Annotated in this window: 17 protein-coding genes and 2 pseudogenes; 10 read left to right on the forward strand and 9 right to left on the reverse strand. The window is 71.8% G+C overall.

Annotated features, from left to right (window positions below):
- Nucleotides 1–239: 239 nt before the first annotated feature.
- The 5 genes and pseudogenes from ABZ883_RS11900 (at nucleotide 240) to ABZ883_RS11920 (ending at nucleotide 4025) form a co-directional block, all read left to right on the forward strand.
- A complete protein-coding gene (locus tag ABZ883_RS11900) occupies nucleotides 240–962 on the forward strand; it encodes an FAD binding domain-containing protein (protein WP_360905430.1) in 723 nt (240 codons plus the stop codon).
- Nucleotides 963–1012: 50 nt separating this feature from the next.
- Nucleotides 1013–1406 (forward strand): annotated as a pseudogene (locus tag ABZ883_RS11905) (protein phosphatase).
- A 61-nt stretch (nucleotides 1407–1467) separates the two neighbouring features.
- Nucleotides 1468–1833 carry a YciI family protein gene (locus tag ABZ883_RS11910; RefSeq protein ID WP_360905432.1) on the forward strand — a complete coding sequence of 122 codons (366 nt, stop codon included), beginning with the start codon at nucleotides 1468–1470 and terminating at the stop codon, nucleotides 1831–1833.
- Nucleotides 1834–1954: 121 nt separating this feature from the next.
- Entirely contained in the window at nucleotides 1955–2398 is a 444-nt protein-coding gene (locus tag ABZ883_RS11915) for a hypothetical protein (RefSeq protein WP_360905434.1), read from the forward strand.
- A gap of 490 nt (nucleotides 2399–2888) precedes the next feature.
- On the forward strand, nucleotides 2889–4025 hold the full coding sequence (locus tag ABZ883_RS11920; RefSeq protein WP_360905436.1) for a CopD family protein: 1137 nt from the start codon (nucleotides 2889–2891) through the stop codon (nucleotides 4023–4025).
- 64 nt (nucleotides 4026–4089) lie between these two features.
- Here ABZ883_RS11920 and ABZ883_RS11925 read toward each other — a convergent pair whose 3' ends face one another.
- The 6 genes from ABZ883_RS11925 to ABZ883_RS11950 form a co-directional block, all read right to left on the reverse strand.
- Nucleotides 4090–7113 (reverse strand): glycoside hydrolase family 2 TIM barrel-domain containing protein, encoded by a 3024-nt coding sequence (locus tag ABZ883_RS11925; RefSeq protein WP_360905438.1) that lies wholly within the window; start codon nucleotides 7111–7113, stop codon nucleotides 4090–4092.
- Nucleotides 7114–7328: 215 nt separating this feature from the next.
- Nucleotides 7329–10067, reverse strand: a complete 2739-nt coding sequence (locus ABZ883_RS11930; protein WP_360905614.1) for an alpha-mannosidase — start codon at nucleotides 10065–10067, stop codon at nucleotides 7329–7331.
- Between the two features lie 63 nt (nucleotides 10068–10130).
- Nucleotides 10131–10988 (reverse strand): carbohydrate ABC transporter permease, encoded by an 858-nt coding sequence (locus tag ABZ883_RS11935; protein ID WP_360905440.1) that lies wholly within the window; start codon nucleotides 10986–10988, stop codon nucleotides 10131–10133.
- Nucleotides 10985–11932: a sugar ABC transporter permease gene (locus ABZ883_RS11940; protein ID WP_360905442.1), complete on the reverse strand. Its 948-nt coding sequence runs from the start codon at nucleotides 11930–11932 to the stop codon at nucleotides 10985–10987. Before ABZ883_RS11940 ends, ABZ883_RS11935 begins: the two co-directional genes overlap by 4 nt.
- A gap of 6 nt (nucleotides 11933–11938) precedes the next feature.
- Entirely contained in the window at nucleotides 11939–13288 is a 1350-nt protein-coding gene (locus tag ABZ883_RS11945; RefSeq protein ID WP_360905444.1) for an ABC transporter substrate-binding protein, read from the reverse strand.
- 275 nt (nucleotides 13289–13563) lie between these two features.
- A complete protein-coding gene (locus ABZ883_RS11950; protein ID WP_360905446.1) occupies nucleotides 13564–14568 on the reverse strand; it encodes a LacI family DNA-binding transcriptional regulator in 1005 nt (334 codons plus the stop codon).
- A 284-nt stretch (nucleotides 14569–14852) separates the two neighbouring features.
- Here ABZ883_RS11950 and ABZ883_RS11955 point away from each other — a divergent pair, with 284 nt between their 5' ends.
- Nucleotides 14853–16130, forward strand: a complete 1278-nt coding sequence (locus tag ABZ883_RS11955; RefSeq protein WP_360905448.1) for an MFS transporter — start codon at nucleotides 14853–14855, stop codon at nucleotides 16128–16130.
- A gap of 58 nt (nucleotides 16131–16188) precedes the next feature.
- On the opposite strand, the gene ABZ883_RS11960 is transcribed toward ABZ883_RS11955, so the two are convergent.
- Nucleotides 16189–16638 (reverse strand): MarR family transcriptional regulator, encoded by a 450-nt coding sequence (locus ABZ883_RS11960; protein WP_360905450.1) that lies wholly within the window; start codon nucleotides 16636–16638, stop codon nucleotides 16189–16191.
- Nucleotides 16639–16728: 90 nt separating this feature from the next.
- Here ABZ883_RS11960 and ABZ883_RS11965 point away from each other — a divergent pair.
- Nucleotides 16729–17282, forward strand: a pseudogene (locus tag ABZ883_RS11965) (kinase).
- A 64-nt stretch (nucleotides 17283–17346) separates the two neighbouring features.
- Here ABZ883_RS11965 and ABZ883_RS11970 read toward each other — a convergent pair.
- Nucleotides 17347–18354, reverse strand: coding sequence for an aldo/keto reductase (locus tag ABZ883_RS11970; RefSeq protein WP_360905452.1), 1008 nt, complete (start codon nucleotides 18352–18354; stop codon nucleotides 17347–17349).
- Between the two features lie 136 nt (nucleotides 18355–18490).
- On the opposite strand from ABZ883_RS11970, the gene ABZ883_RS11975 reads away from it, so the two are divergent.
- Nucleotides 18491–19093, forward strand: a complete 603-nt coding sequence (locus ABZ883_RS11975) for a TetR family transcriptional regulator (protein ID WP_360905454.1) — start codon at nucleotides 18491–18493, stop codon at nucleotides 19091–19093.
- A 105-nt stretch (nucleotides 19094–19198) separates the two neighbouring features.
- Here the strand turns inward: ABZ883_RS11975 and ABZ883_RS11980 are convergent, their stop codons facing one another.
- Entirely contained in the window at nucleotides 19199–20026 is an 828-nt protein-coding gene (locus ABZ883_RS11980; protein ID WP_360905456.1) for an enoyl-CoA hydratase/isomerase family protein, read from the reverse strand.
- A 110-nt stretch (nucleotides 20027–20136) separates the two neighbouring features.
- Between ABZ883_RS11980 and ABZ883_RS11985 the strand changes: the two genes are divergently transcribed.
- Both ABZ883_RS11985 and ABZ883_RS11990 read left to right on the forward strand, forming a co-directional pair.
- On the forward strand, nucleotides 20137–20325 hold the full coding sequence (locus ABZ883_RS11985) for a hypothetical protein (RefSeq protein WP_360905458.1): 189 nt from the start codon (nucleotides 20137–20139) through the stop codon (nucleotides 20323–20325).
- 78 nt (nucleotides 20326–20403) lie between these two features.
- A complete protein-coding gene (locus ABZ883_RS11990; RefSeq protein WP_360905460.1) occupies nucleotides 20404–20940 on the forward strand; it encodes a helix-turn-helix domain-containing protein in 537 nt (178 codons plus the stop codon).
- Nucleotides 20941–20955 lie beyond the last annotated feature (15 nt).

The following is a 20955-nucleotide window of genomic DNA, read 5'->3' on the forward strand; positions in this document are numbered from 1 at the left end:
GCGCCCAAGCGTGGGTGTGCGGCTGCGAGTCCTGCCCCATCGCCGGCGGGTAGGCCTCGTCGCGCGGCGGCAGCTTGCCCGCGAAGGGTAGGGGGAACGGCCCCCGTGCGGCCGGAGAGTCCAACTGCCGTGCTCTGTACGTCGATCCGCCTGCCGGGGGAGAATACGCACCTCAGGCGATCGGACAGGCGAAGCGATCTCCTTCCACCGCCCGCTCCCCAGAAAGCAGGTCGACTGCCGTGCTGCTGCATCTGCCCACGACGGTGTCCGAGGCCCAGGAGTGCATGGCCCGGGACGCGGTGCCCATCGGCGGGGCGACGCTCGTGTGGGCCGGCTGGCAGCGGGACGGCTTCCCCGAGCACGCCATGTCGCTGCGGGAACTGCCCGAGGCCAACGGGATCGAACGGGAGGCGCTGGGCGCGGCCGTGGTGCTCCACCGGATCGACGACCGCGTGCCGGAGGCGCTGCGCCGGGCAGCCACGAGCGTGGGCACCGGAGCCGTCCGCCGCACGGCCACGGTCGGCGGCAACCTCGTCGGCAGCGCCCTGCGCTGCCTGCTGCCGGCCGCGCTCGTCCTCGACGCCCGTGCCGTCACTCTCGAACCGGACGGGGTCTACGAGACCGACCTGTCCGACGCCCTGACCAAGCACCACCTCCTGCTCGGCATCCGGTGGCGCGAGCCGATCGCCAGCGGCTACCGCAAGCAGCCCGCCGAAGCGGGCGGGCCGCCGCCCCTCGTCGTGGCCACCGCGGTGCACGCCGACCCTGTCGGAGAAAGGCGGTTGCGGGTCGCCGTCCGCGACGGCTACGACGTCCTGAGCGCGACCGTCCCGTGCGACGCCGGTAGCGAACAGGCCCTGCACGCTTTGGAGTCCACCGGCGTCGGCACACTGCCCGCTGCGGCTCGGGACGTCGTGCGCGAACAGGTCTCGGGCATCGTCGCGGGGCTCGCCGGGAGTTGAGCGGTGGTACGGGGACGGCGGAGGGCTGGGACCCGGCAGGCGGCGGGATCATGAGGTCCCCTCCGGTGCGCTGGTGCGGGGCCGGGGCCTGCGTGATCCGCCGCCCGCGGGGCCGCTGCCGTCGTTCGCCGTGTACCTGCTGGGCAAGCGGCCTCCGCCGGCCGCGTGGGAGGCCCGGTGGGTCCACCGGCCCGACCGGCTGCCCCGGGACCCTCGGGAGGCGCGGGACGTGCCGCGCGAGGCACTGGCCCGGGCGGCGCGCGAACGTGCGGAGACCGCCTGCGGCGGAGGGTACCGCCGGACGGGGACTGCGCCGCGTGCATGGCGGTCCTCGACGGGGTGCCGGCCGACCGGGCGGTGGCGTTCGTCCGCCGGGGCTACGACCGCCGCGCGGTGGAGACCCCGCGGCAACGGCGGTTCGTGCGCCGCTTCCACGACCTGTGACGGGCTGCCCGCCCCCGGCCCGGTCTGGTGCCGCGACCACGTACGGTGCCAGGGTGGTCGCATGAAGTACATGGTGCTGATGTACGCCGATCCCGCGGCGACCGAGGCGATGTCGGCGACGCAGCGCGCCGAGGTGTTCCGCAGGCACGAGGCGCTCCACCAGGACCTGGCGGGCTCCGGTGAGATGCTCAACGGAGCGGGACTCGCGTACCCGAAGGACACCACGACGATCCGGTGGCGCGGGGACGGATCGACGACGGCGGACGGGCCGCTCACGGGGTCGACCGACCAGCTCACCGCGTACTACGTGATCGAGTGCGCGAGCCCGGAGCGGGCGCGCGAGATCGCCGCCCGTGTCGTGGACTTCCACGTCGTGGCGGTCGAAGTGCGGCCCGTGCACGACTCGTTCGGCATGGACGGAAGCTGATCCGTCCGCTCCGGCGGTCTTTACTCGTTCATCCATGACCCCTTACCCGCCCTTGACCCTTCCTGTCATGCTTGCCCTCGGCCGCACAGGCCGTCATGTACGCGACATAGAGGGGGATGTGATGGGCAGCAGGATCGGGCGGTGGCTGTCGAGGGCGGTGGCGGTCGTCGCCGCGGGAGCGGGGCTGGCCGTGCTGGCGCCGGCGCCGCAGGCGTACGCGGGAGGGTGCACCATCCTGGGGTGCTCGCAGACCTACAACTACTCCGGCGTCTACGCCACCGCCTTCCAGAGCTGGACGTGCGACTGGGGCACCACGGGGTCGTGGAGCACGGGTTGCGTCGGCGGCTCTCCCTACGGGCTCACCAACGGGGCGCACACCCCGGACGGCGAGGACTGGGACGTGCTGCGGATCGACGCCGGATGGTGCTACCTGGTCGAGCTGCACGCGCCGGCCAAGAAGTGGCACGTGCGCTACGACCGCCGCGGTGCGTCCGCCGCTTACGTGAAGGTCGAGAACTGGGGAACGGCCTACGTCCGGGGGCAGTCGACGACCAGCTGCCCCTGAGGCCCGAGGGCGCGGCACGCGTGGCCGGATCGGCAGCCCGTCTGCCGGTCCGGCCTTTTCATGTTTCCGCCCCCAGGTCCCCAATTTGGGGCAGTGATCGGAAAACCTTTACCGCCGCTTGGTGAATATGCCGGAATGCACGGCGCTTTCCCGGCCGCCGCGTTCCGACTTCCCGGGGCAATTCGTGGTGTTGCCGCCTTCGTCCAGGTCGCGAGGGCGGCCATTGCGCAACGGCCCTCCCTTCGAGGGAAGTTCACGGCCGGTGCGGTCGCTGTCGCCGCCGGTGCGCCGGAGCGATATTGACGGGCTGGTTAGGTGTGCCTAACCTAAGGCCCTCTGGATTTCTCCTGCCAATGCCCGAGGGTGATCAGTCATGCCGCCGTCCCATCAATTGCCTTTCCAGCTGCCCTTTTCCGCGGCTCCGGCGCCGTCGACCCCACTCGGCCCGTTCGCGGACAGCGCTGTCGCCTGGTCGGCCTGGGTGACCCTGATGGGGTTCGTCGGAGTGACGGCCCTGGCCCTGGTGGCCGCGCGGCCCGCGGCCGGCCGGATCGGCGCCGACGCTCTGTCCGCGGTGACCGTCCGCCTCGCCCGTGCCGCCGTCGTCCTGGGAGTCCTCGCCGTGCCCGCGGTGCTCACCGGTCTCGCCCACTCCGGGGACGACGGCGGGTACGACTACGGCGCGGCATGGAACTCGCTCTACGACGGCAGCAACGCGGGCCGGCTGTCGGGGCTGGAGGTGACCCTCGTCCTGGCCGGCGCGCTCCTGGTCGCGCCCCTGGCCTTCCGCGGGGGCGTCTCCGCCGCGACCCGCCGCTTGCTGCTCGCGGCGGGACTCGGCGCGGGCGCCGTCGCGCTCGGCACCACCAAGTTCCCCGACGAGGTCCCCGACGACTGGGGCCGCACCACCTTCGAGACCGTGATGTGGATGCTCCACCTGCTCGGCGGCGCCGTCTGGCTGGGCGGCGTGGCCGGACTGGCACTGCTCGCCCTCCCCGGCGCGGTCGCGCCCGCCGACCGCGGCGCCTTCTGGTCCCCGGCGATCCGCCGCTTCTCGGCCGCCGCCATGGGCTGCGTCGCCGCGATCACCCTGTCCGGCCTGTTCCTGTACTGGGAGCACGTCGACGGCCCCTCGCAGCTGTTCACGACGATGTACGGGCGCGTGCTGGGCGTGAAGATCCTCATCTTCGGCACGCTGCTGTTGCTCGGCGTCTTCAACCAGTTCTGGCTGCACCCGCGGATCGACGCGCTGCGGGCCGCCGGTGACGAGCGCCCGCTGCGGACGCTGCTGATACGGGAGTTCCCCGTCGTGATCACCCTGGAGACGCTGCTCGCGATGAGCCTGCTCTTCGTCGCGCCCTTCCTGCACGGCTCGGCCCGCAACCAGGCCTTCCAGGCCGACGCGGCCGCGCACTCGGCGGTTCCCCTGGCCTTGGACGACCTTCCCAAGCTGCCGCCGAAGGAGGCCACCGCTTCCACCTGGGCGCTGGGCACGACCGAGACCGTCGCGGTCGTCGCCCTGATGATCGCCGGCTACTGGTTCTCGGGGACGATCGCCCGCCGTCGTGCCGCCTCCGCCTCCGCCTCCGCCGCCGCCGTTCCGGCCGGCGAACTCGTCGAGGCCTGACGCCCGAACGGCGAGGGGCGCCCGCTTCCCGCGGGCGCCCCTCGCCGTTCATTCGTTCATTCGGTCACGCGCCCGACGCGATGCGGAGCCGGATCGTGCGGGACTCGGGGCGGAGTGCGAACTCCGCCCACACGTCCGGTCCGCACGCCCGCGAGCCCAGGCCGTGCTGTGCCGCGTCGACGAACAGGTGACTCGTCGTCGAGTGCGGCAGCTCGAAGGGGTGCGCGGCCCGCGCGATCTGCTGCGGGGTGTGCCGGCTGAGCGTGAAGCCCGGGCGGCGCCCGCGCGTGTCCGGGACCGCGGTGACGCGCAGTACCTCGCCGCCCGCGCTCGTCAGCGACAGCTCCCGGACCTGGGAGCGGTGTCCCGTCTCCTGGGGCCGCGCGTAGTCGGCGGACAGGTCGCGGATCGTGGACGAGAACCGGCCGGTGCGCGCCGCGCGCATGCTGTCGGGATAGGACTCCAGCGGCCCGAGGCCGAACCACTCGGCGCCGTCGACCGGCGCCGTGCCGTCGGGCAGGTCGAACCGGACCCCGATCCGCGGCCACACCGTCGACCAGCCGCGCGAGGGCTCGATCTCCACGCGCAGTTCGAGCTCGCCGCCCTCGACCGACCAGACGGACTCCACCGTCACCGACAGGGCGGAGTCCGCCGCGGAGACCTTGGCGACGGTGCGCAGCGCCCCGTCCGCCTGCTCCACGGACACCAGCCGCGAGGTCAGCCGGTCGAGGCCGTCGCGACGCCACAGTTCGGCGTGGGAGACCCCGGCCACGCCGGTGTCGGTCTCCTCGTTCTCCCCGGACGTGCCCTCGTCGTTGTCGGTGGGGGCACGGAACAGCTCCAGCCGCGGGCCCGCCACGTCGCGTCCGGCGAGGCGCACCAGGGACCCGCCCTCGAACTCGGCGATGCCGAGCGTCAGGGTGCCGTCGCCCGGCCGCCAGTCGCCGCGGGGCCGGGCGGCCGGTGCGGGTCGCCGGGCCGAACGGTCCAGCTGGGCCGTGGCGATCACATGTCCTTCGGCCGCCCAGGCGGTCCCGGCCGCCAGTTCGGCGTCGATGGTGAGCCAGGTCTCCGCGTCCTCGGCCACCGCGATCTTCGGCAGCGGCACCCGCGCCGACTCGCCCGCTGCGACGACCGGCACCGTCAGGTCCCCGGCGTCCACGAGCCGTCCGTCGTGCTCGACGCGCCAGCGGAAGCGCAGGTCGGAGGTGTCGGCCGAGTGCCGCAGATTGGTGATCGCGACGTGGTCGGCGTCGACCAGGTTGAATCCATTGATACCGCTGACACTGCTGAGCTCGCCGAAGGTGAAGCGGACCGGCTGCACGACCGCCTTGTACTCCCACAGGCCCGGCGTCGGGACGTCGTCGCTGAGCAGCATGCCGTCCATGACGAAGTTGCCGTCGTGCACGACCTCGCCGAAGTCGCCGCCGTACGCGTAGTACGGCGTGCCGTCCGGGGCCTTCGCCAGGATGCCGTGGTCGCGCCACTCCCACACGAAGCCGCCGTGCAACCGCGGGTGACGGTGCACCAGTTCCTCGTACTGGTCGAGCGCGCCCGGGCCGTTGCCCATCGCGTGCGCGTACTCGCACAGCACGAACGGCTTGGTGCGCTGCCGGGCGCCCTGCGCGGGGGTGCAGTTGAGCAGCGGCGCGCGGGAGCCGTCGGTGCCGATCTGCTCGGTCTCGGGCACCGAGGCGTACATGCGCGAGTAGACGTCGGTGTACTCGCCCGTGTGGTCGCCCTCGTAGTGCACGGGCCGCTCGGGGTCGCGGGCGTGGACCCAGGCGGACATGGCCGCGAGGTTGGAGCCGGTGCCGGCCTCGTTGCCCAGCGACCACATGACGATGCTGGGGTGGTTCTTGTCCCGCTCGACGCTGCGCTCGATGCGGTCGAGGTAGGCGGCGCGCCACGCCGGGTCGTCGCTGGGGTTGCCCACCCAGCCGAGCTTGTCGAAGCCGTGCGTCTCCAGGTCGCACTCCAGCACGACCCAGAAACCGAGTTCGTCGGCGAGGTCCAGCAGCCGCGGGTGCGGGGGGTAGTGGCTGGTGCGGACGGCGTTCACGTTGAACCGCTTCATGCGCGCCAGGTCCTCGCGGGCGTGCTCCTCGTCGAAGACACGGCCCCGCTCGGGGTGGGTCTCGTGGCGGTTCATGCCGTGGAGGACGACGCGGCGGCCGTTGACCAGGAACCGGTCGCCGCGGATCTCGACGGTGCGGAAGCCCGCGCGCAGCTCGATGCGCTCCGCGGCCGTCGACACCGTCACGTCGTACAGGCGCGGCCGCTCCGCGGACCAGGGCTCCACGCCGTCGACGGCGAACGGGGTCACGTCGGCCGCTGACGCCCAGACCTTCTCGACGCCGAGTTCGGGGACGCGGAGCGTGACCGGGAAGGCCGCCGCCTCGGCGGTGATCTCCGTCTCGATCCGTCCGCGCCCGCCGTCGAACCCGGCGCGCAGCCAGACGTCCTCGATGCCGCCGGCCGGGCGCGCGAGGAGGGTGACGTCGCGGAAGATGCCGGGCAGCCACCACTGGTCCTGGTCCTCGACGTAGCTGGCCGCCGACCACTGGTGCACACGCACGGCGACGACGTTGCCGCCCGGGCGCACCGACGACGTCACGTCGAATTCGTGGGCGAGGCGGCTGCCACTGGCGCTGCCGATCTCGTCGCCGTTCACCCACACCTTGAAGAGCGACTCGACGCCGTCGAAGCGCAGCACGACGCGCTCGGCCTGCGACCAGTCGGCCGGCACCTCGAAGTGGCGGCGGTAGTCACCGGTGGGGTTCTCGTCCGGGACGTGCGGCGGGTCGATCGGGAAGGGGTACTGCACGTTCGTGTAGATCGGCCGGCCGTGGGCGCCGTCGTCCTGGAGCACCCAGTGGGAGGGCACCGGGATGCTGTCCCAGCCGCTGTCGTCGAAGCCTTCGGCCGCGAAGTCCTCTTCCGCCGGCACCGTCGGCGACAGGTGGAAGCGCCAGTTCCCGTTCAGCGACCGGGAAGGGGCGTCGGAGTGCAGCCACGAGCGCGCCGGGCGCAGCGCGCCACGCCCTGGCGCGGTGTCCGAAACGTACGCGGAAATGGGGGAGGGCACGAGGTCACAACTCTTTCTTGCTCACAAAAGGGTCCGGACGCCGGACGGGTGCGCCGACCCGGACGACCGGGGCCATCGGGCCCCGGTCACCCGGCGTCGTGCGGAGGAGGCCGGCTCTGGGGAGGTGGGGCGACTCAGGGGTGTTCGCCTGTGCCGTGGGTCATGAATCTGTCGGTCACCGTGACGTCGTCCTTCGCGTGCGCTTGCCGTTCTCCCTACCGGACCACGACCGTGCGGATCTCCCAGGGCCCGAGGGGGAGTTCGAGTACGCCCTCGGCCCGCGCCGTGGACAGCGGCCGTCCGAGCAGGTCGACGGTGGTGGCCTCGGTGAACGCGCCGGTCAGCCGGGCGGTCGCTCCCGTGCCGGTCATCGCCACCATGCGGACCTCCGTGCCGGCGGCGCGGTCGTCGCCGGTGACGCGGCGGATGCCGGAGACGAGGACGTCGGCGCCCTCGACCCGCAGGCCCGCGGCGTCGGCGGGCAACTGGCCCCCGGCCGGCGCGGTCCCGCGGGTGACCAGCACGTCGTTGCGGAACTCCGCGGCGAGCGCGACGGCGTGGGCACCCTGCCAGCCGGTCGCCGAGGGCACGACGGCGAAGCGGTTCTCGATGCGCACGCCGAGGTCCTGCGCGCCCGGCACCGGGATCTCGCTCGCCGCGGGCTCGTCCCGCAGCGGGTGGATGTTGACGCTGATCGAGCCGATCGCGCGCAGCAGGGTGATGGCGAGTTCGGCGCCGTCGCCGACGAGTTCGTACTCGGCGACGTGGTCGAGCAGGACGTTGGCGGCCCCGGCCGACACGAACTCGGTGGCGGGGAAGGTCGGGATCGGGTACTCGCCCCAGCCGCCCTCGGAGGTCAGCCCGCGCTCGGTGACGGCGAACTGCCCGGCGGAGGCGGAGGTGCCCGCCGGCTGCGGCAGCGGTACGTGGAAGCGCAGCCGGTGGTCCGCGGACTGGTTCAGGAAGGACGTCGAGACGCGCACGAACGGCTCGCCCACCCGCACCTCCACCAGGGTCTCCACCGGGGTGGCCACGGTCCGGGCGCTGCGGACGTCGCGGTCGGAGGAGAGCTCGGCCGGCCACTCGTAGACCCGGGTGACCCGGATCCGCGAACGCAGCGGGCCGTCCTCGAGGAGGTCGACGGTGACGTCCGCCGGCTCCGACACCAGCACGTCCCGCGCCGGGGGAGCGTAGTTGTAGCTGTCGCCGCGGTCACCGCCGTCGACGAGGCGGCCGACCCCGTGCAGCACGGTGCCGTCGGCGCCGGTCACGTCCAGCGTGCCGTCGGCGGCGACCGCGACCTGGACCAGGCCGTTCGTCAGCGTGCGGTCCGTCGCGGTGGCGGGGGCGTACGCCGTCGGCTGGGGGGCGGGCAGCTCGTTCGGCGCGACGCGGAAGCCGGCGAGTCCGGAGGCGGGCACGTGGACGGGCACCAGTGCGGTCGCGCGGGCCTCCTCCAGCGTGAGCACCCGCCACTCGCCCGGGTGCGCCGCGGCCGCCGCGGCGACCTCCCGGCGCAGGATGAGCAGGTCGAACGGCCCGCTGGTGGGGACCTCGGCCAGGTGGAAGACGAGCGAGCCCGCGGTCAGCTCGTAGTGGTCGATCAGCCGGCCGAAGAGCTCGCGGCGGTGGATGCGGCGCAGCACGCGCTCGAGCTGCGAGGCGTCCATGCGCTCGTCGCTGAGCACGGTCGGGGCCTGGGAGATGAGCTGCACGGGGTGCGCCGAGCCGTCGGCGGCGGTCGCGACGAGACGCGTGCCCTCCGGCGGTGCCACGACATCGACCTCGGCCAGCGCGGTGCGCGGGAACGGCAGCGGGTTGGCGACCAGGTGGGCGTCGCTCGGCATCCGCGCGGCGGGCTCGGCCAGGGCCGCGTCCCGGACGGCGCGCGCGGCCTGCGCGGCCTCGGCGAGCCGCGCCTCGACCTGGTCGGAGGTCTCGTCGGTGCCGGAGCCGACGACGGAGTCGTGCGCGGACGACTCGATGATCTTGTGCCAGGCCAGCGACAGGAACGGGGAGTCGTCCCGCTCGGACCACAGCGCGTTCACCCGCTCGGCGTGGTCGATGGTGCGCTCGGCCGCGGCCATCCGCTGCTTGAGGGCGAGCCGCACCGAGAGCACGCCCGGCAGGATGTTGCCGCGCACGTGGCTGCGCAGTTCACCGGTGACGACGGCGGAGACCTCGTCGCGCACGTGCTCGCGGATGTACTCGTCGAGGGTCGCGATGGTGATGGCGCGCTCGTCGCTGGAGGCGCGCCGCAGCCAGGCCGCCAGCTGCGGGTCGGGCGCGTTGTGGTCGGTGCCGGCCATCGCGAGCACCGGGTCGTTGCCCCAGCGCCCGGCCGTCATCTCCGCGTACTCGCCGAGCGCGCGCCTGATCTGGTCGGGCACGAGCAGGACGTCGAGGCCGTTGTCGTAGCCGTCGAAGAGGAACTCGGTGCGGACCTCGGAGCCGTCGGGAGCACGCCAGCGGAAGGCGTGGCCCTCGACGGAGCCGGGGACACCGCGCCACAGCGCCGCGTGCTCGATGCCGGCGCGCGCCAGGATCTGCGGCATCTGCGCGACGTGGCCGAACATGTCCGGCAGGTAGCCGATCGGCATGGAGCCGCCCAGCTCGGCGGCCGCCGCCCAGCCCATCTGGAGGTTGCGCACGATGGTCTCGCCGGAGCACAGGAACTCGTCGAGCAGGATGAGCCACGGCCCGATGGCGAGCCGGCCGTCGGCGACCAGGGCCTTGACCCGGTCGCGGTTCTCCGGCCGCATCTCCAGGTAGTCCTCGATCGCGGCCATCTGCCCGTCGACGGTGAACCGGAAGTCCGGGTTCGCCTCGGCCGTCTCCAGCACGGTGTCGAGGGCGGCGACGAGCCGGTGCCGGAACACCTGGAACGGCTCGTACCACTCGCGGTCCCAGTGGAAATGAGGAACGAAAACGGCGGAGTCGGCGGAGTTGTGCATCACGCGGGGACCTTCTGTTGCGGGTGGCGGGAGAGCCGGGGGCGGGGGAGCGGTGCCGCGGAACTACTTCAGGGAGCCGGAGGCGAGCCCGGTGCGCCAGAACCTCTGGAGGAGGATGAACACGATGATCACCGGCACGATCGAGACCAGCGCACCGGTGATCACGGATTCCTGGAGCAGAGGGGCGCGGGCGGTCTGGCCGTTCCACTCGTACAGGCCGAGGGTGATCGGGAAGAGCGACTCCTTCTGCAGCATCACCATCGGCAGGAAGAAGTTGTTCCAGATCGCGACGAACTGGAACAGGAAGATGGTCACCAGCGACGGCGCCATGAGCCTGATCGACACCGAGAAGAACGTGCGGAACTCGCCCGCGCCGTCCAGGCGCGCCGATTCGAGGATCTCCTCGGGGACGGCGGCGGCGGTGAAGATGCGGGCCAGGTAGACACCGAACGGGCTGACGATGCTGGGCAGGAAGACCGCGAGGTAGGTGTTGACCAGGCCGGTCGCCGAGAACAGCAGGAACAGCGGGAGCGCGAGCGCGGTGGTGGGGACCAGGACGCCGCCGAGGATGACGGAGAACAGGAACTCCCGGCCCCGGAACCGGAACTTGGCGAGCGCGTAGCCGCACAGCGCGGAGATCAGGGTTCCGACGGCCGCGCCCAGCACCGCGTAGATGACGCTGTTCAGCGCCCAGCGCCCGAAGATGCCGTCGCTGCGGGTGAACAGCAGCTTGAGGTTGCTGAAGAGGTCGAAGTGCGAGAACACCAGGCCGTTGGTGGAGGCGAGGTCGCCCTGCGGCTTGGTCGCCGCGACGATCAGGAAGTAGATCGGCAGCAGGAAGTAGATCGCCAGCAGGAGCATCAGCGCCATGACGGCGGTGCGGCTGACGCGGCTTTCGCGGATCAGGGTCTGGTTGCTCACAGTCCCGCCTTCTTCGAGGTGAGTCGCATGAACCCGAAGCTCAAGACGAAGGTGATGACGGCGATGACCACGGAGATCGCCGCAGCCTGCTGGTAGTTGTTCCCGGAGGCCACCGCGTAGGCGAGCATGTTCGGCGTGTACGTGCTCGAGATGTTCGAGGAGATCTGGCGCAGCACGGCCGGCTCGGCGTAGAGCTGGAGCGTGCCGATGATCGAGAACACCGTCGTCAGGATGATCGACGGGGCGATGATCGGGACCTTGATCTTCCAGGCGATGGCCCAGTTGCTCGCACCGTCGAGCTTGGCGGCCTCGTACAGCTCCTGCGGGATCGCCTGCAGCGCCGAGTACATGATCAGCATGTTGTAGCCGGTCCACAGCCACGTGGAGACGTTCGCCGCCGACCACAGCACGGCGCCCGGGCCGAGGAAGTCGGGCTGGAGGCCGATGCCCTTGAGGGCGTCCACGAGCGGGCTGAGCTGCGGGGAGTACAGGTACGACCACATGATCGCGGCGATGACGCCGGGCACCGCGTACGGCATGAACGCCGTGATGCGGAAGAACGACTTGAGCTTCAGCAGCGGGGTGTCCAGCAGCAGCGCCATGATCAGGGCCACGAACAGCATGACCGGCACCTGCACGACGCCGAACAGGCCGATGCGCCCGATGCTGCTCCAGAACTCCGCGTTCTGGAAGACCTGCACGTACTGCTCGAAGCCGCCGAAGGTCGTGTACGACGTGCCGTACTGGCCCCCGGTGCGGCGCACGACCTGGAAGCTCTGCCAGACGGCGTAGCCGACCGGCACCAGGTAGAACAGCACGAAGGGGAGGAAGAACGGGGTGAGGAACGCGATGATGGTGCCCGCCCGGGGGCCGCCGCCGTTGAGACGACGGCGGCCCCCTCTGGCCGCCACCACGCGCGTCGCGCGGGTTGCGATATCAGTCATCCGCGGTCACTTGCCCGCGACAGCCGGGATCGCCTGTTCCTGCATCGACTTCAGCGCGGCGGCCTGGGCCGCGTCGAGCGCGTCGGTGAGCTTGCCGTCACCGGCCGCGGCCTTGGCGAGCGTGTCCTGGAGCGCCAGGTTCACCGTCTTCTGGGTGGGACCCCAGGAGAACTTGGTGTCGATGTTCTTGGACGACTCGGCGAAGACGTCGAAGATCTTCTCGTTGTTGTAGTACGGGACGCCCTCCGAGAGCGCGGGGAGCTGCGCGCCGGCGGTGGCCGCCGGGTAGAGGCCGCCCAGCTTGTTCTCCATCGCGAGGGCCTCGGGGTCCGAGTTCAGCCAGTCGTTGAACTTGACCGACTCGTACAGGTGCGTGTTGCCCTTCATGAACGCGACGGTGGAGCCGCCCCAGTCGCCGGACGCGGCGCTCGTGCCCCAGGTGGGCATCGGGACGATCGACCACTTGCCGGACTGCTTGGGCAGGTTGTCGCGGAACATGCTGTAGCCCCAGGCGGCGCCCACGTAGGTGGCGATCTGGTTCTTCTGGTAGGCGGCGTACATCTCCGTCGAGCCGTGCGCGAGGTCGGTGCGCACGAGCTTGTCGTCGACCAGCTTCTGCCAGTAGTCGGCGACCTGCTTGCTCTGGTCGGACGCGACGGTGACGTGCCACTTGTCGCCGGCGTACGAGTACATCTCGGCGTTGTTCTGCCAGAGGAGCCCGTTGAACCACTCGGCGTTGTTCGGGTCGAAGAACGTGATGTCGAGGTTCGGGTCCGCCTTGTGCAGCTTCGCCGCGTCCGCCGCGTACTCGTCCCAGGTCTTCGGTATCGCGATGTTGTGCTGCTTGAAGATGTCGCTGCGCACGTAGAGCGCCATCGGACCGGTGTCCTGCGGGAAGGCGAACACACCGGTGTCGCCGAAGCTGGTCTGCGACCAGGTCCACGGCACGAACTTCGACTTGGCCGCCGTGGCGTCCTTGCAGGCGGAGACGTCGACGAAGGCGTTCTGGGTGCGCAGGAAGGGCAGTTCGTCGTAGCCGACCTGGGCCAGCTCCGGTGCCTTGCCCGCCTTGAGGGCGTTGCCGATGGTGCCGTACTGGTCGTTGGAGATGTTCTTCATCTCCACCTGGATGTCCGGGTTCTTCTTGTTCCACAGGGCGACGACCTGGTCCATGCCCGGAACGGTGTTCCAGTACTGGAGGGTCACCTTGCCCTTCGCCGGCTCGCAGGAGCCGGCGGCGGCGGCATCGGCCTTGGGGTCGGGCGACGAGGAACACCCGGCGAGTACGGCGACACTGGCGGTGGCGGCGACGGCGGCGACGGCCGCGAGGCGGATGCGCGTGACTGTGTTGCTCATTATTTCCTTACCAGAGAACGACTAGCGACGACGCTAGACGGGTCGACGTTGACACCTCAGGCGGGATGCCTTCTGGCCGGAAGGGACAGGTCGCAACGGTGCCGGTTCAACTGCCGTGCGCCGTGGCGGAAATCAGCAAGCCAAGCATTCTATTCTCGTGAGCGCTCCCGTGAACGTTCACGTGAACGCTCACGGGGACGTTCTGAATTGTTCGAGAGTGTGCGCTCCGGTGCGGGCGAGTGTCAAGACATTCGGTCACACACGTGTCCTGGAGGTTACGCGGACCCGCCCAGCCGCAGCTCCGCCCGGACGACCAGGGCGTCCTCGTCCAGCGGATCGGCGCCGGTCAGCAGCCGTGCCACCTGGTCGATGGCGAGGGCGCCGAGCCGGCGTGTGTCGAGGGCGACACTGGACAGCGGGGGCTCGACGAGCGCGCCGAGCTGCAGGCCGTCGAAGCCGATCACGGCGAAATCCCGCGGGACGCTCCTGCCGAGCCGGCGCGCCTCGCGCAGCGCGCCGATCGCGATGATGTCGTTGAAGGTGAACACCGCGGTGACGTCCGGATGCGCGGCGAGCAGCGCCCTGAGCGCCGCTCCGCCGCCGTCGGCCGACTGGTCGGCGCCCACCACCCGGCCGGCGTCGACCCCGTAGGCCCCCGCGGCGGCCGTGAACCAGTCGCGGCGGATGCTCGGCTCGGCGCGGCCGCCGTGGTCGAGCATCCCGATCCGCGTGTGGCCCTTGGCGACCAGGTGCGCGACCGCCGCGTGGACGCCCTGCTCCCCGTCGATCCGGATCGAGGTGAACCGGGCCGAGTGGTGCGGCCGGCCGATCAGCACCACGGGGACGCCCCGGGTGAACCGCTCCAGGGTGTCCTCGGAAGCGCTGAAGTAGCCGACGACGGCGTCCACCTGCGAACCGATCACCTGAAGCGTGCCGAGTTCCTCCTCGGGCCGGTCGGCCGTGTCGTAGACGACGACGTGCCAGCCGCGGGCGCGTGCCGCCTCCAGCGCGGCGGCGGCGACCTCGGTGAAGAACGGGTTGAGCAGGTCGGGGATCACCAGCCCGATGGTCGTGGTGTCCTGCCGGACCAGGCCGCGGGCGAACCGGCTGGGCCGGTAGCCGAGCTCCCGGGCGGCGTCGAGCACGCGCTGCTTGGTCAGCCCGTCGATCTCGTCCTTGTCGTTCAGCGCCCGCGACACGGTCTGCCGCGACACCCCGGCGGACCGGGCGACGTCATGGATCGTGACCCTTCGTGGCTCCGTTCCCGACGACGACACCATCGCGCACCTCCCGCTGACTGCGGATGCCGATGCTCCCGCAGGGCCCGAGTATGCCTGCCCCGCGCGAGGTGCGGCGATCCGCGCCCGCGGGTGTGATCCCGGACTCCGCGCACGTGGCGGGCGCGCCCCGCGGCCGTGCACGGACTTCGCGGGATAACCGGTTGCGGCCCGGCCGGCGTCCTCGGTACGGTCCGCGCATGGTCACCACGCCCCGTGTCTCCTAGCTCGGACACCAGCTTCGACGCCACCCTTGTGTCCTAGAGCTGTCACGGAGTGCAACCATCATGACAACCCCTCGTGGTTCCGGCCTGCTCCGGAACCGTGACTTCTCACTGCTGCTCGGCGGCCAGCTGGTGTCCGCCGTCGGCGACCAGGCCCACTTCATGGCCCTGCCCCTGATCGTGCTGACCCTCACCGGGTCGCCCTCCCAGGCCGGGTTCGTCCTCGGCCTCGGCACCCTGTCCTTCCTGGCGTTCGGACTGGTCGCCGGCGCCCTCGCCGACCGGTGGGACCGCCGGGCCACCATGATCGGGTGCGAACTCGGCCGGACCGTGCTCACGGCCGGTGTCGCCGTCGCGCTGTGGCTGGACCGGCTGACCATGCCCCAGCTGTACGCGACGGCCCTGCTCACCGGGGTCCTGAGCACGCTCTTCCAGGTCGCGAGCACCGCGGCGCTGCCCAACGTCGTCGCTCCCCGGCAGCTGACCGCCGCTCTAGGCCTCCAGCAGTCCGCCGCCGGCGCGGTCGGCGTTCTCGGGGCCCCGCTCGCCGGTGCGCTCTACGCCGCCGGGCGGACCGTGCCGTTCGCCGTCAACGCCGTGTCCTTCGCGGTGTCCGCCGCCTCGCTGCGCCTGATGCGTGCCAGGTTCCAGAAGGACCGGCAGGACGTGCGGCCCGCGGCCCGGCTCACCACCGAGATCCGGGAGGGGATCGGCTGGCTCTGGCACCGGCCTGTCATCCGTTTCCTCACCCTGGTGTCGGCCGCCGACAAGGTGCGTTACGGAGCCGGGTACCTGCTGATCATCACCCTTGCCCGGCAACTGGGCGCCTCGGCACTGTGGATCGGCGTCGTCTTCGGCGGCGCCGCCGTCGGCGCGATGGCGGGGGCACTGGTGGCGGACCGGGTCACGCGGCGCTTCCCGCTCGGGCGGATCGCCATCGTGATGCTGTGGCTGGAGGCGCTGATGTTCCCGCTGTACGCACTCGCCCCCCACCCGGCGCTGCTGGCCGTCGTCGCGGCCGCCGAGTCCCTGGTGGCACCGGTGTACACGGTGGCCATGACGACCCATCAACTCATCGTCACCCCGGATGAGTTGCGGGGGCGGACGACCAGCGCGACCGCGACGCTGACCACGGGGGCGCTGTCGCTGGGCACCCTCGCGGGCGGCGTGCTGATCACCGTGCTGGGCGCCCGGCCACTGGTCTGGTGCTGCGGTGCGTGGCTGCTCGCCCTGGCCCTCCTCACCACGGCCAACCGGGCCGTGCGGGAGGCACCGCGGGCCGGCGCGGCCGCGCGGCACGAACCCCCCGGCGCCGCCGCGATCGCGGACGCGCCCGGCTGAGGACGGCCCCGGGGCGACGGGGGGAGAGGCGCGGGCAGTGCCGGCGCCTCCCTCCCGCTCAGGTGGCGACCTTCTCCAGAGCGGCGGCGAGCGTCCTGATGTCCAGGCCGCCCATGTGGTCCAGGAAGTGTCGGCGCACGGAGGCCAGGTTGGTCGGCCAGGCCTCCCGCAGGCGGGCGAAACCGCTGTCGGTGAGGACGGCGTTCCAGCCGCGGGCGTCCTCCTCGGACCTGACCCGGCGCACGATGCCCTGCTTCTCCAGCCGCTGCACCACGCGGGTCATCCCGCTGACCGACAACTCGCAGATCGTGGCGAGATCGCTCATCCGCAGCTGCCGGCCGGGGGCCTCCGACAGATGCATCAGGGTCAGGTACTCGATGAGGGGCATGTGCTGCTCACGGACCAGGTCCGTGTCCAGGGCGCGCGGCAGGGCGTAGATGATCCGCGCGAGGGACCGGACGAGCGCCTCCTCGTCCGGGGTCAGCGGCTGCGGTGGGGACTGTGACATCCGCCCATTTTAGTTGCCCGGTGAAGGACGCGTCGGCGCGCCGGGCCGGTGCGCGGGGACAGGGGCGGGCCGGACTTCCCGGCCGGTAGCGTGACCGCCGTGACGGTGGGCACCGAGGAGACACGGCTCGTGATCCTGCGCGGCAACAGCGCTTCGGGGAAGTCGAGCGTGGCGGCCGGTATTCGCGAGCGCTTCGGCCGGGGCCTGGCCCTGGTCGGGCAGGACAACCTCCGCAGGGTCGTGCTGTGCGAACGGGACGTGCCCGGCGGCGCGAACATCGGGCTGATCGACCTGACGGCCCGTTACGCGCTGGACGCCGGGTACCACGTCGTCGTCGAGGGCATCCTCCGCGCCGACCACTACGGCCCGATGCTCGCCCGGCTGCGCGAGGACCATCGCGGCCCGGCACACGGCTTCTACCTGGACGTGCCCTTCGAGGAGACGCTCACCCGGCACGCCGGCACGCCGGCAAGCCGATCGCCGCCGACGTCCCGCCGGACGTGCTGCGGTCCTGGTACCGGCCGCTCGATCTGCTGCCGGGCGGCGCCGAGACCGTGATCGGCGGCGGCAGCACCCTGGACGCCACCGTCGACCGCATCATGCGGGACAGCGGCCTGGCCGGCCTTCCCGCGCTGGAGCACTGACCCCGGGCCGCCCCGGGTCCCGGCCGCCGGGCGGCGGCCGGGACCGTCGGGCGGTGCGGCGGTGTCAGCCCCGGGGCGGGGTGATGCCGTAGGACCAGTTGTGGCCCAGCTCGCTCTCGCGTTCACCGGCGACCGGGAGCGCGTCGAGGCGGGCGATCTCCTCCTCGGTGAGCGCGAGCCCGGCGGCGCCGGTGTTCTCCTCCAGCCGGGAGACGTGCAGGGTGCCGGGGATCGGGACGACTCCGGGTGCCTTGGCGAGCAGCCACGCGAGGGCGACCTGGCCGGGTGCGGCGTCGTGGGCCGCGGCGATCTCCCGTACCGTCCCGACGGCCGCGAGGTTCGCGTCGAAGGCGTCCTGGGAGAAGCGCGGCATCCGGCGCCGGTAGTCGTCGGCGGGCAGGTCCTCCCGCGAGGTGATCCGGCCGGTGAGCATGCCGCGGCCCAGCGGGCTGTAGGGGACGACGCCGATGCCCAGCTCGCGGCAGAGCGGGAAGACCTCGTGCTCGATATCGCGCGACCACAGGGACCACTCGGTCTGGACCGCGCTGATCGGGTGCACGGCGTGGGCGCGGCGGATCGTGTCGGGGGCGGCCTCGCTCAGCCCGAGGTGGCGGACCTTGCCCTCCGCCACCAACTGGGCCATGGCGCCGACGGTCTCCTCGATGGGGACGGAGGGGTCGACGCGGTGCTGGTAGTAGAGGTCGACGTGGTCGGTGCCGAGCCTGCTCAGGGACCGTTCGAGGCGCTCGCGCACGTACTCGGGGCGGCCGTTGATGACCGGCGGTCCGTCGGAGGTCAGCGGGCGGACGATGCCGAACTTGGTGGCGAGGATCACCTGGTCGCGGTGGCCGGCGACGGCCTTGCCGATGATCTCCTCGCTGCCGGCGTAGACGTCGGCAGTGTCGATGAGGGTGACGCCGAGTTCGACGGCGCGGCCGATCAGGGCGTCCGCGGTGCCGCCGGTGGTGTGCTCCTCGCTCTGCCCGTAGGGGCGGCCGAAGCTCATGGCTCCGTAGCCGACGGCGCCGACGGTCAGGCCGCCGGAGCCGAGGGGGCGCTGGGGAATGGACATGCGCAACCTTCGTCGTTCGTGTCGGGACGTGCCGCGGACAGGTATGTCCACGACTGTGGACATCATAAGTCCACAGTCGTGGACATGTGAAGCGCGGGTCCCGCGAGGAGGTCGGCGACCTCGTAATCTGGTCACCATGACCTTGGACGACCAGCCCCCCGCCGCCGCCCGCCGCAGGGATGCCGCGGCGACCCGGGCAGCGATCCTCAGCGCCGCCCGCGAGGTGTTCACCGAGCGCGGCTACGACGGCGCGGGCGTGCGCGAGATCGCCCGCGCGGCCGACGTGGACACGCGGCTGATCAGCCGCTACTTCGGCTCGAAGGAGGGGCTGTTCGCCGAGGTCGTGGACCTGGCCTACGAGAAGTCCCTGATGATGACGCCGGAGCACAACGCGGAGGCGGCCCGGGCGCTGCTCAGCGGCATGGACAAGGCCGCGTCCGACGGCCTGCTGCTCACGCTGCGGTCCGCCTCCAACACCCGGGCGTCCGCCATCATGCGGGAGAGCATCGAACGCAACTACCAGCGCCGGCTGGCCGCGGCACTTCCCGGCGACGACGACGCCACCGGGCGCGCCGCCGTGCTGATCGCCATCTGCTCGGGCGTGCTGCTCAGCCGGCTCGTCCTGGGCCACACCGCGCTCAACAGCCCGGACGTGGAACGGCTGGTCCCGTATCTGCACGCCGCCCTCGACGCGGTGGCGAACGCGCCGGGCCGGAGCGCGGAGGAACCCCGGGAGTAGCCGCCTCCGTCTGCCGGTGGCACCCGGCACGGGTGCCCGACGTGGACGGCGAAGCCCCGGGGGCGGAGCGGGTGTTGCGCGGTGCGCCGGGTGTCCCGGTGCCGCTCAGAGTTCCCCGAGGGCCGCGCCGAGTTCGAGCTCGGTGCGGGACCGCTCCTGCAGTCCGCGCTCGAAGAGTGCGGCGACGCGCGCCCCGCTCGCCGGGTCGCGGGCCAGGGTCTGGAAGAAGCCGGCGTCGACGTGGACGTCCTCCTTCGGCGCGAGCCCCGCCGCGTTGATCCGGCGCTTGGCGATCCGCACGGCAGCCTCGGGGAACGACGCGACGCGCTCGGCGAGGCGCTCGACATGGGTGACCAAGTCGGCGTCCGACAAGGCCTTGTTGACCACGCCGATGCGTTCGGCCTCACGCCCGTCGATGTCCTCGGACCCGAGGATGATCTGCATGGCCTGGCCCCGGCCCGCGAGCCGCACGAGGTGCTGGACGGCACCGGCGCCGGGGAAGGTGCCCACGCCGACCTCCGGCTGTCCGATCACCGCACGCTCCAGTGAGGCGAAGCGCATGTCGCACGCGTAGAGGAACTCGGCGCCGGCCCCCCGCGCCCGGCCTTCCAGGACTCCGATCGTGACGGGCCGCGCCTCGCTGAGCCGCCGGTACAGCGCTCCGAGGCTGACGTCGTCGGGGCCGCCGGAGGTCGCGGTGGCCGCCGTGTACTGGGCGATGCGCTTGAGGTCGACGTGCGGGACGAAGAAGTCGGGGTCACCGCTCCGGAAGACGACGACCCGTACGTCGCCGTTCTTGTCGGTGTCGTCGAGCAGTGAGATCAGGTCCGCGACGAACCGTTCGTCGATCAGGTTGATCGGGGGATTGCCGATCGTCGCCCAGAGGACGCCGTTGCGGAGTTCCGCGGTGATCGTCGAGTAGGTCCAGCTCATCGGTCCACATCTCCTCTGTTCCGTGTGCTTGCTTTTCGCAAGTGACATGTCTACCTTGACATCGCCGCTTGCTCTTTGCAAGTGAGAAATCCGGCATTCGTCGCACGTCGATGGTGGTCGCAACCCACGACGCCGTCGCCCCCACCGATCTGGCGCTGAGCGCCTACGAGCGCGCGCTGGAGCCCAAGGAGCTCGTCCTCCTGCCCGGCGGCCACTTCGACCCGTACACCGGCAGTGGCTTCGAGGCGAGCACGGCCGCGGCGGCGCGGTTCTTCCGTACGCACCTGCGGGCCGAGTGAGGTGGCGGGGTGTCCTGCCGGGACGGGCGGGGCACCCCCTGCTCTACAATCGCAAGCACGTCGTGAGGGGAGTCACCGGTGAAGCGTCGAGAGCTGGGGGATTCGGCCTGTCCCATCGACCGGTCGCTGTTCGAGGTCGGTGACACCTGGACGCTGCAGATCCTCCGGGACGCCATGCACGGTGTCACACGGTTCACGGACTTCAGCAGGAACATCGGGCTGGCCACGAATGTGCTGACCGCCCGGCTGCAGAAGCTGGTGTCGGTGGGCATCTTGGAGATCCACGAGACCGGCCCCGGCAACTCCCACGAGTACGTGCTCACCGAGAAGGGCAAGGACTTCCACACCGTTCTGGCGGCCTTGCGGCAGTGGGGGCAGAAGCACCTGTTCGACGACGACGAGCCGATGAACCGCGTCGTCGACGCCCGCACCGGTCAGCCGCCGCAGCCCCTGACGCTCACCGCGCCCGACGGCAGGGAACTCACCGCCGACGACATGCTCCTGGTCCGGTCGCGCGCGGCGGACCCCATCGAGAAGGCCGTGCCCCTCGACACGCCCCGCCGCCGTGAGGCACGCGCCGTCCGCCCCCGCGGGACGGCCGGCCCGGAGAGCTGACACCGTCCGCCGCTC

Origin of the sequence: Streptomyces sp. NPDC046977 (assembly GCF_040644455.1) — a bacterium.
Classification (GTDB): Bacteria; Actinomycetota; Actinomycetes; order Streptomycetales; family Streptomycetaceae; genus Actinacidiphila.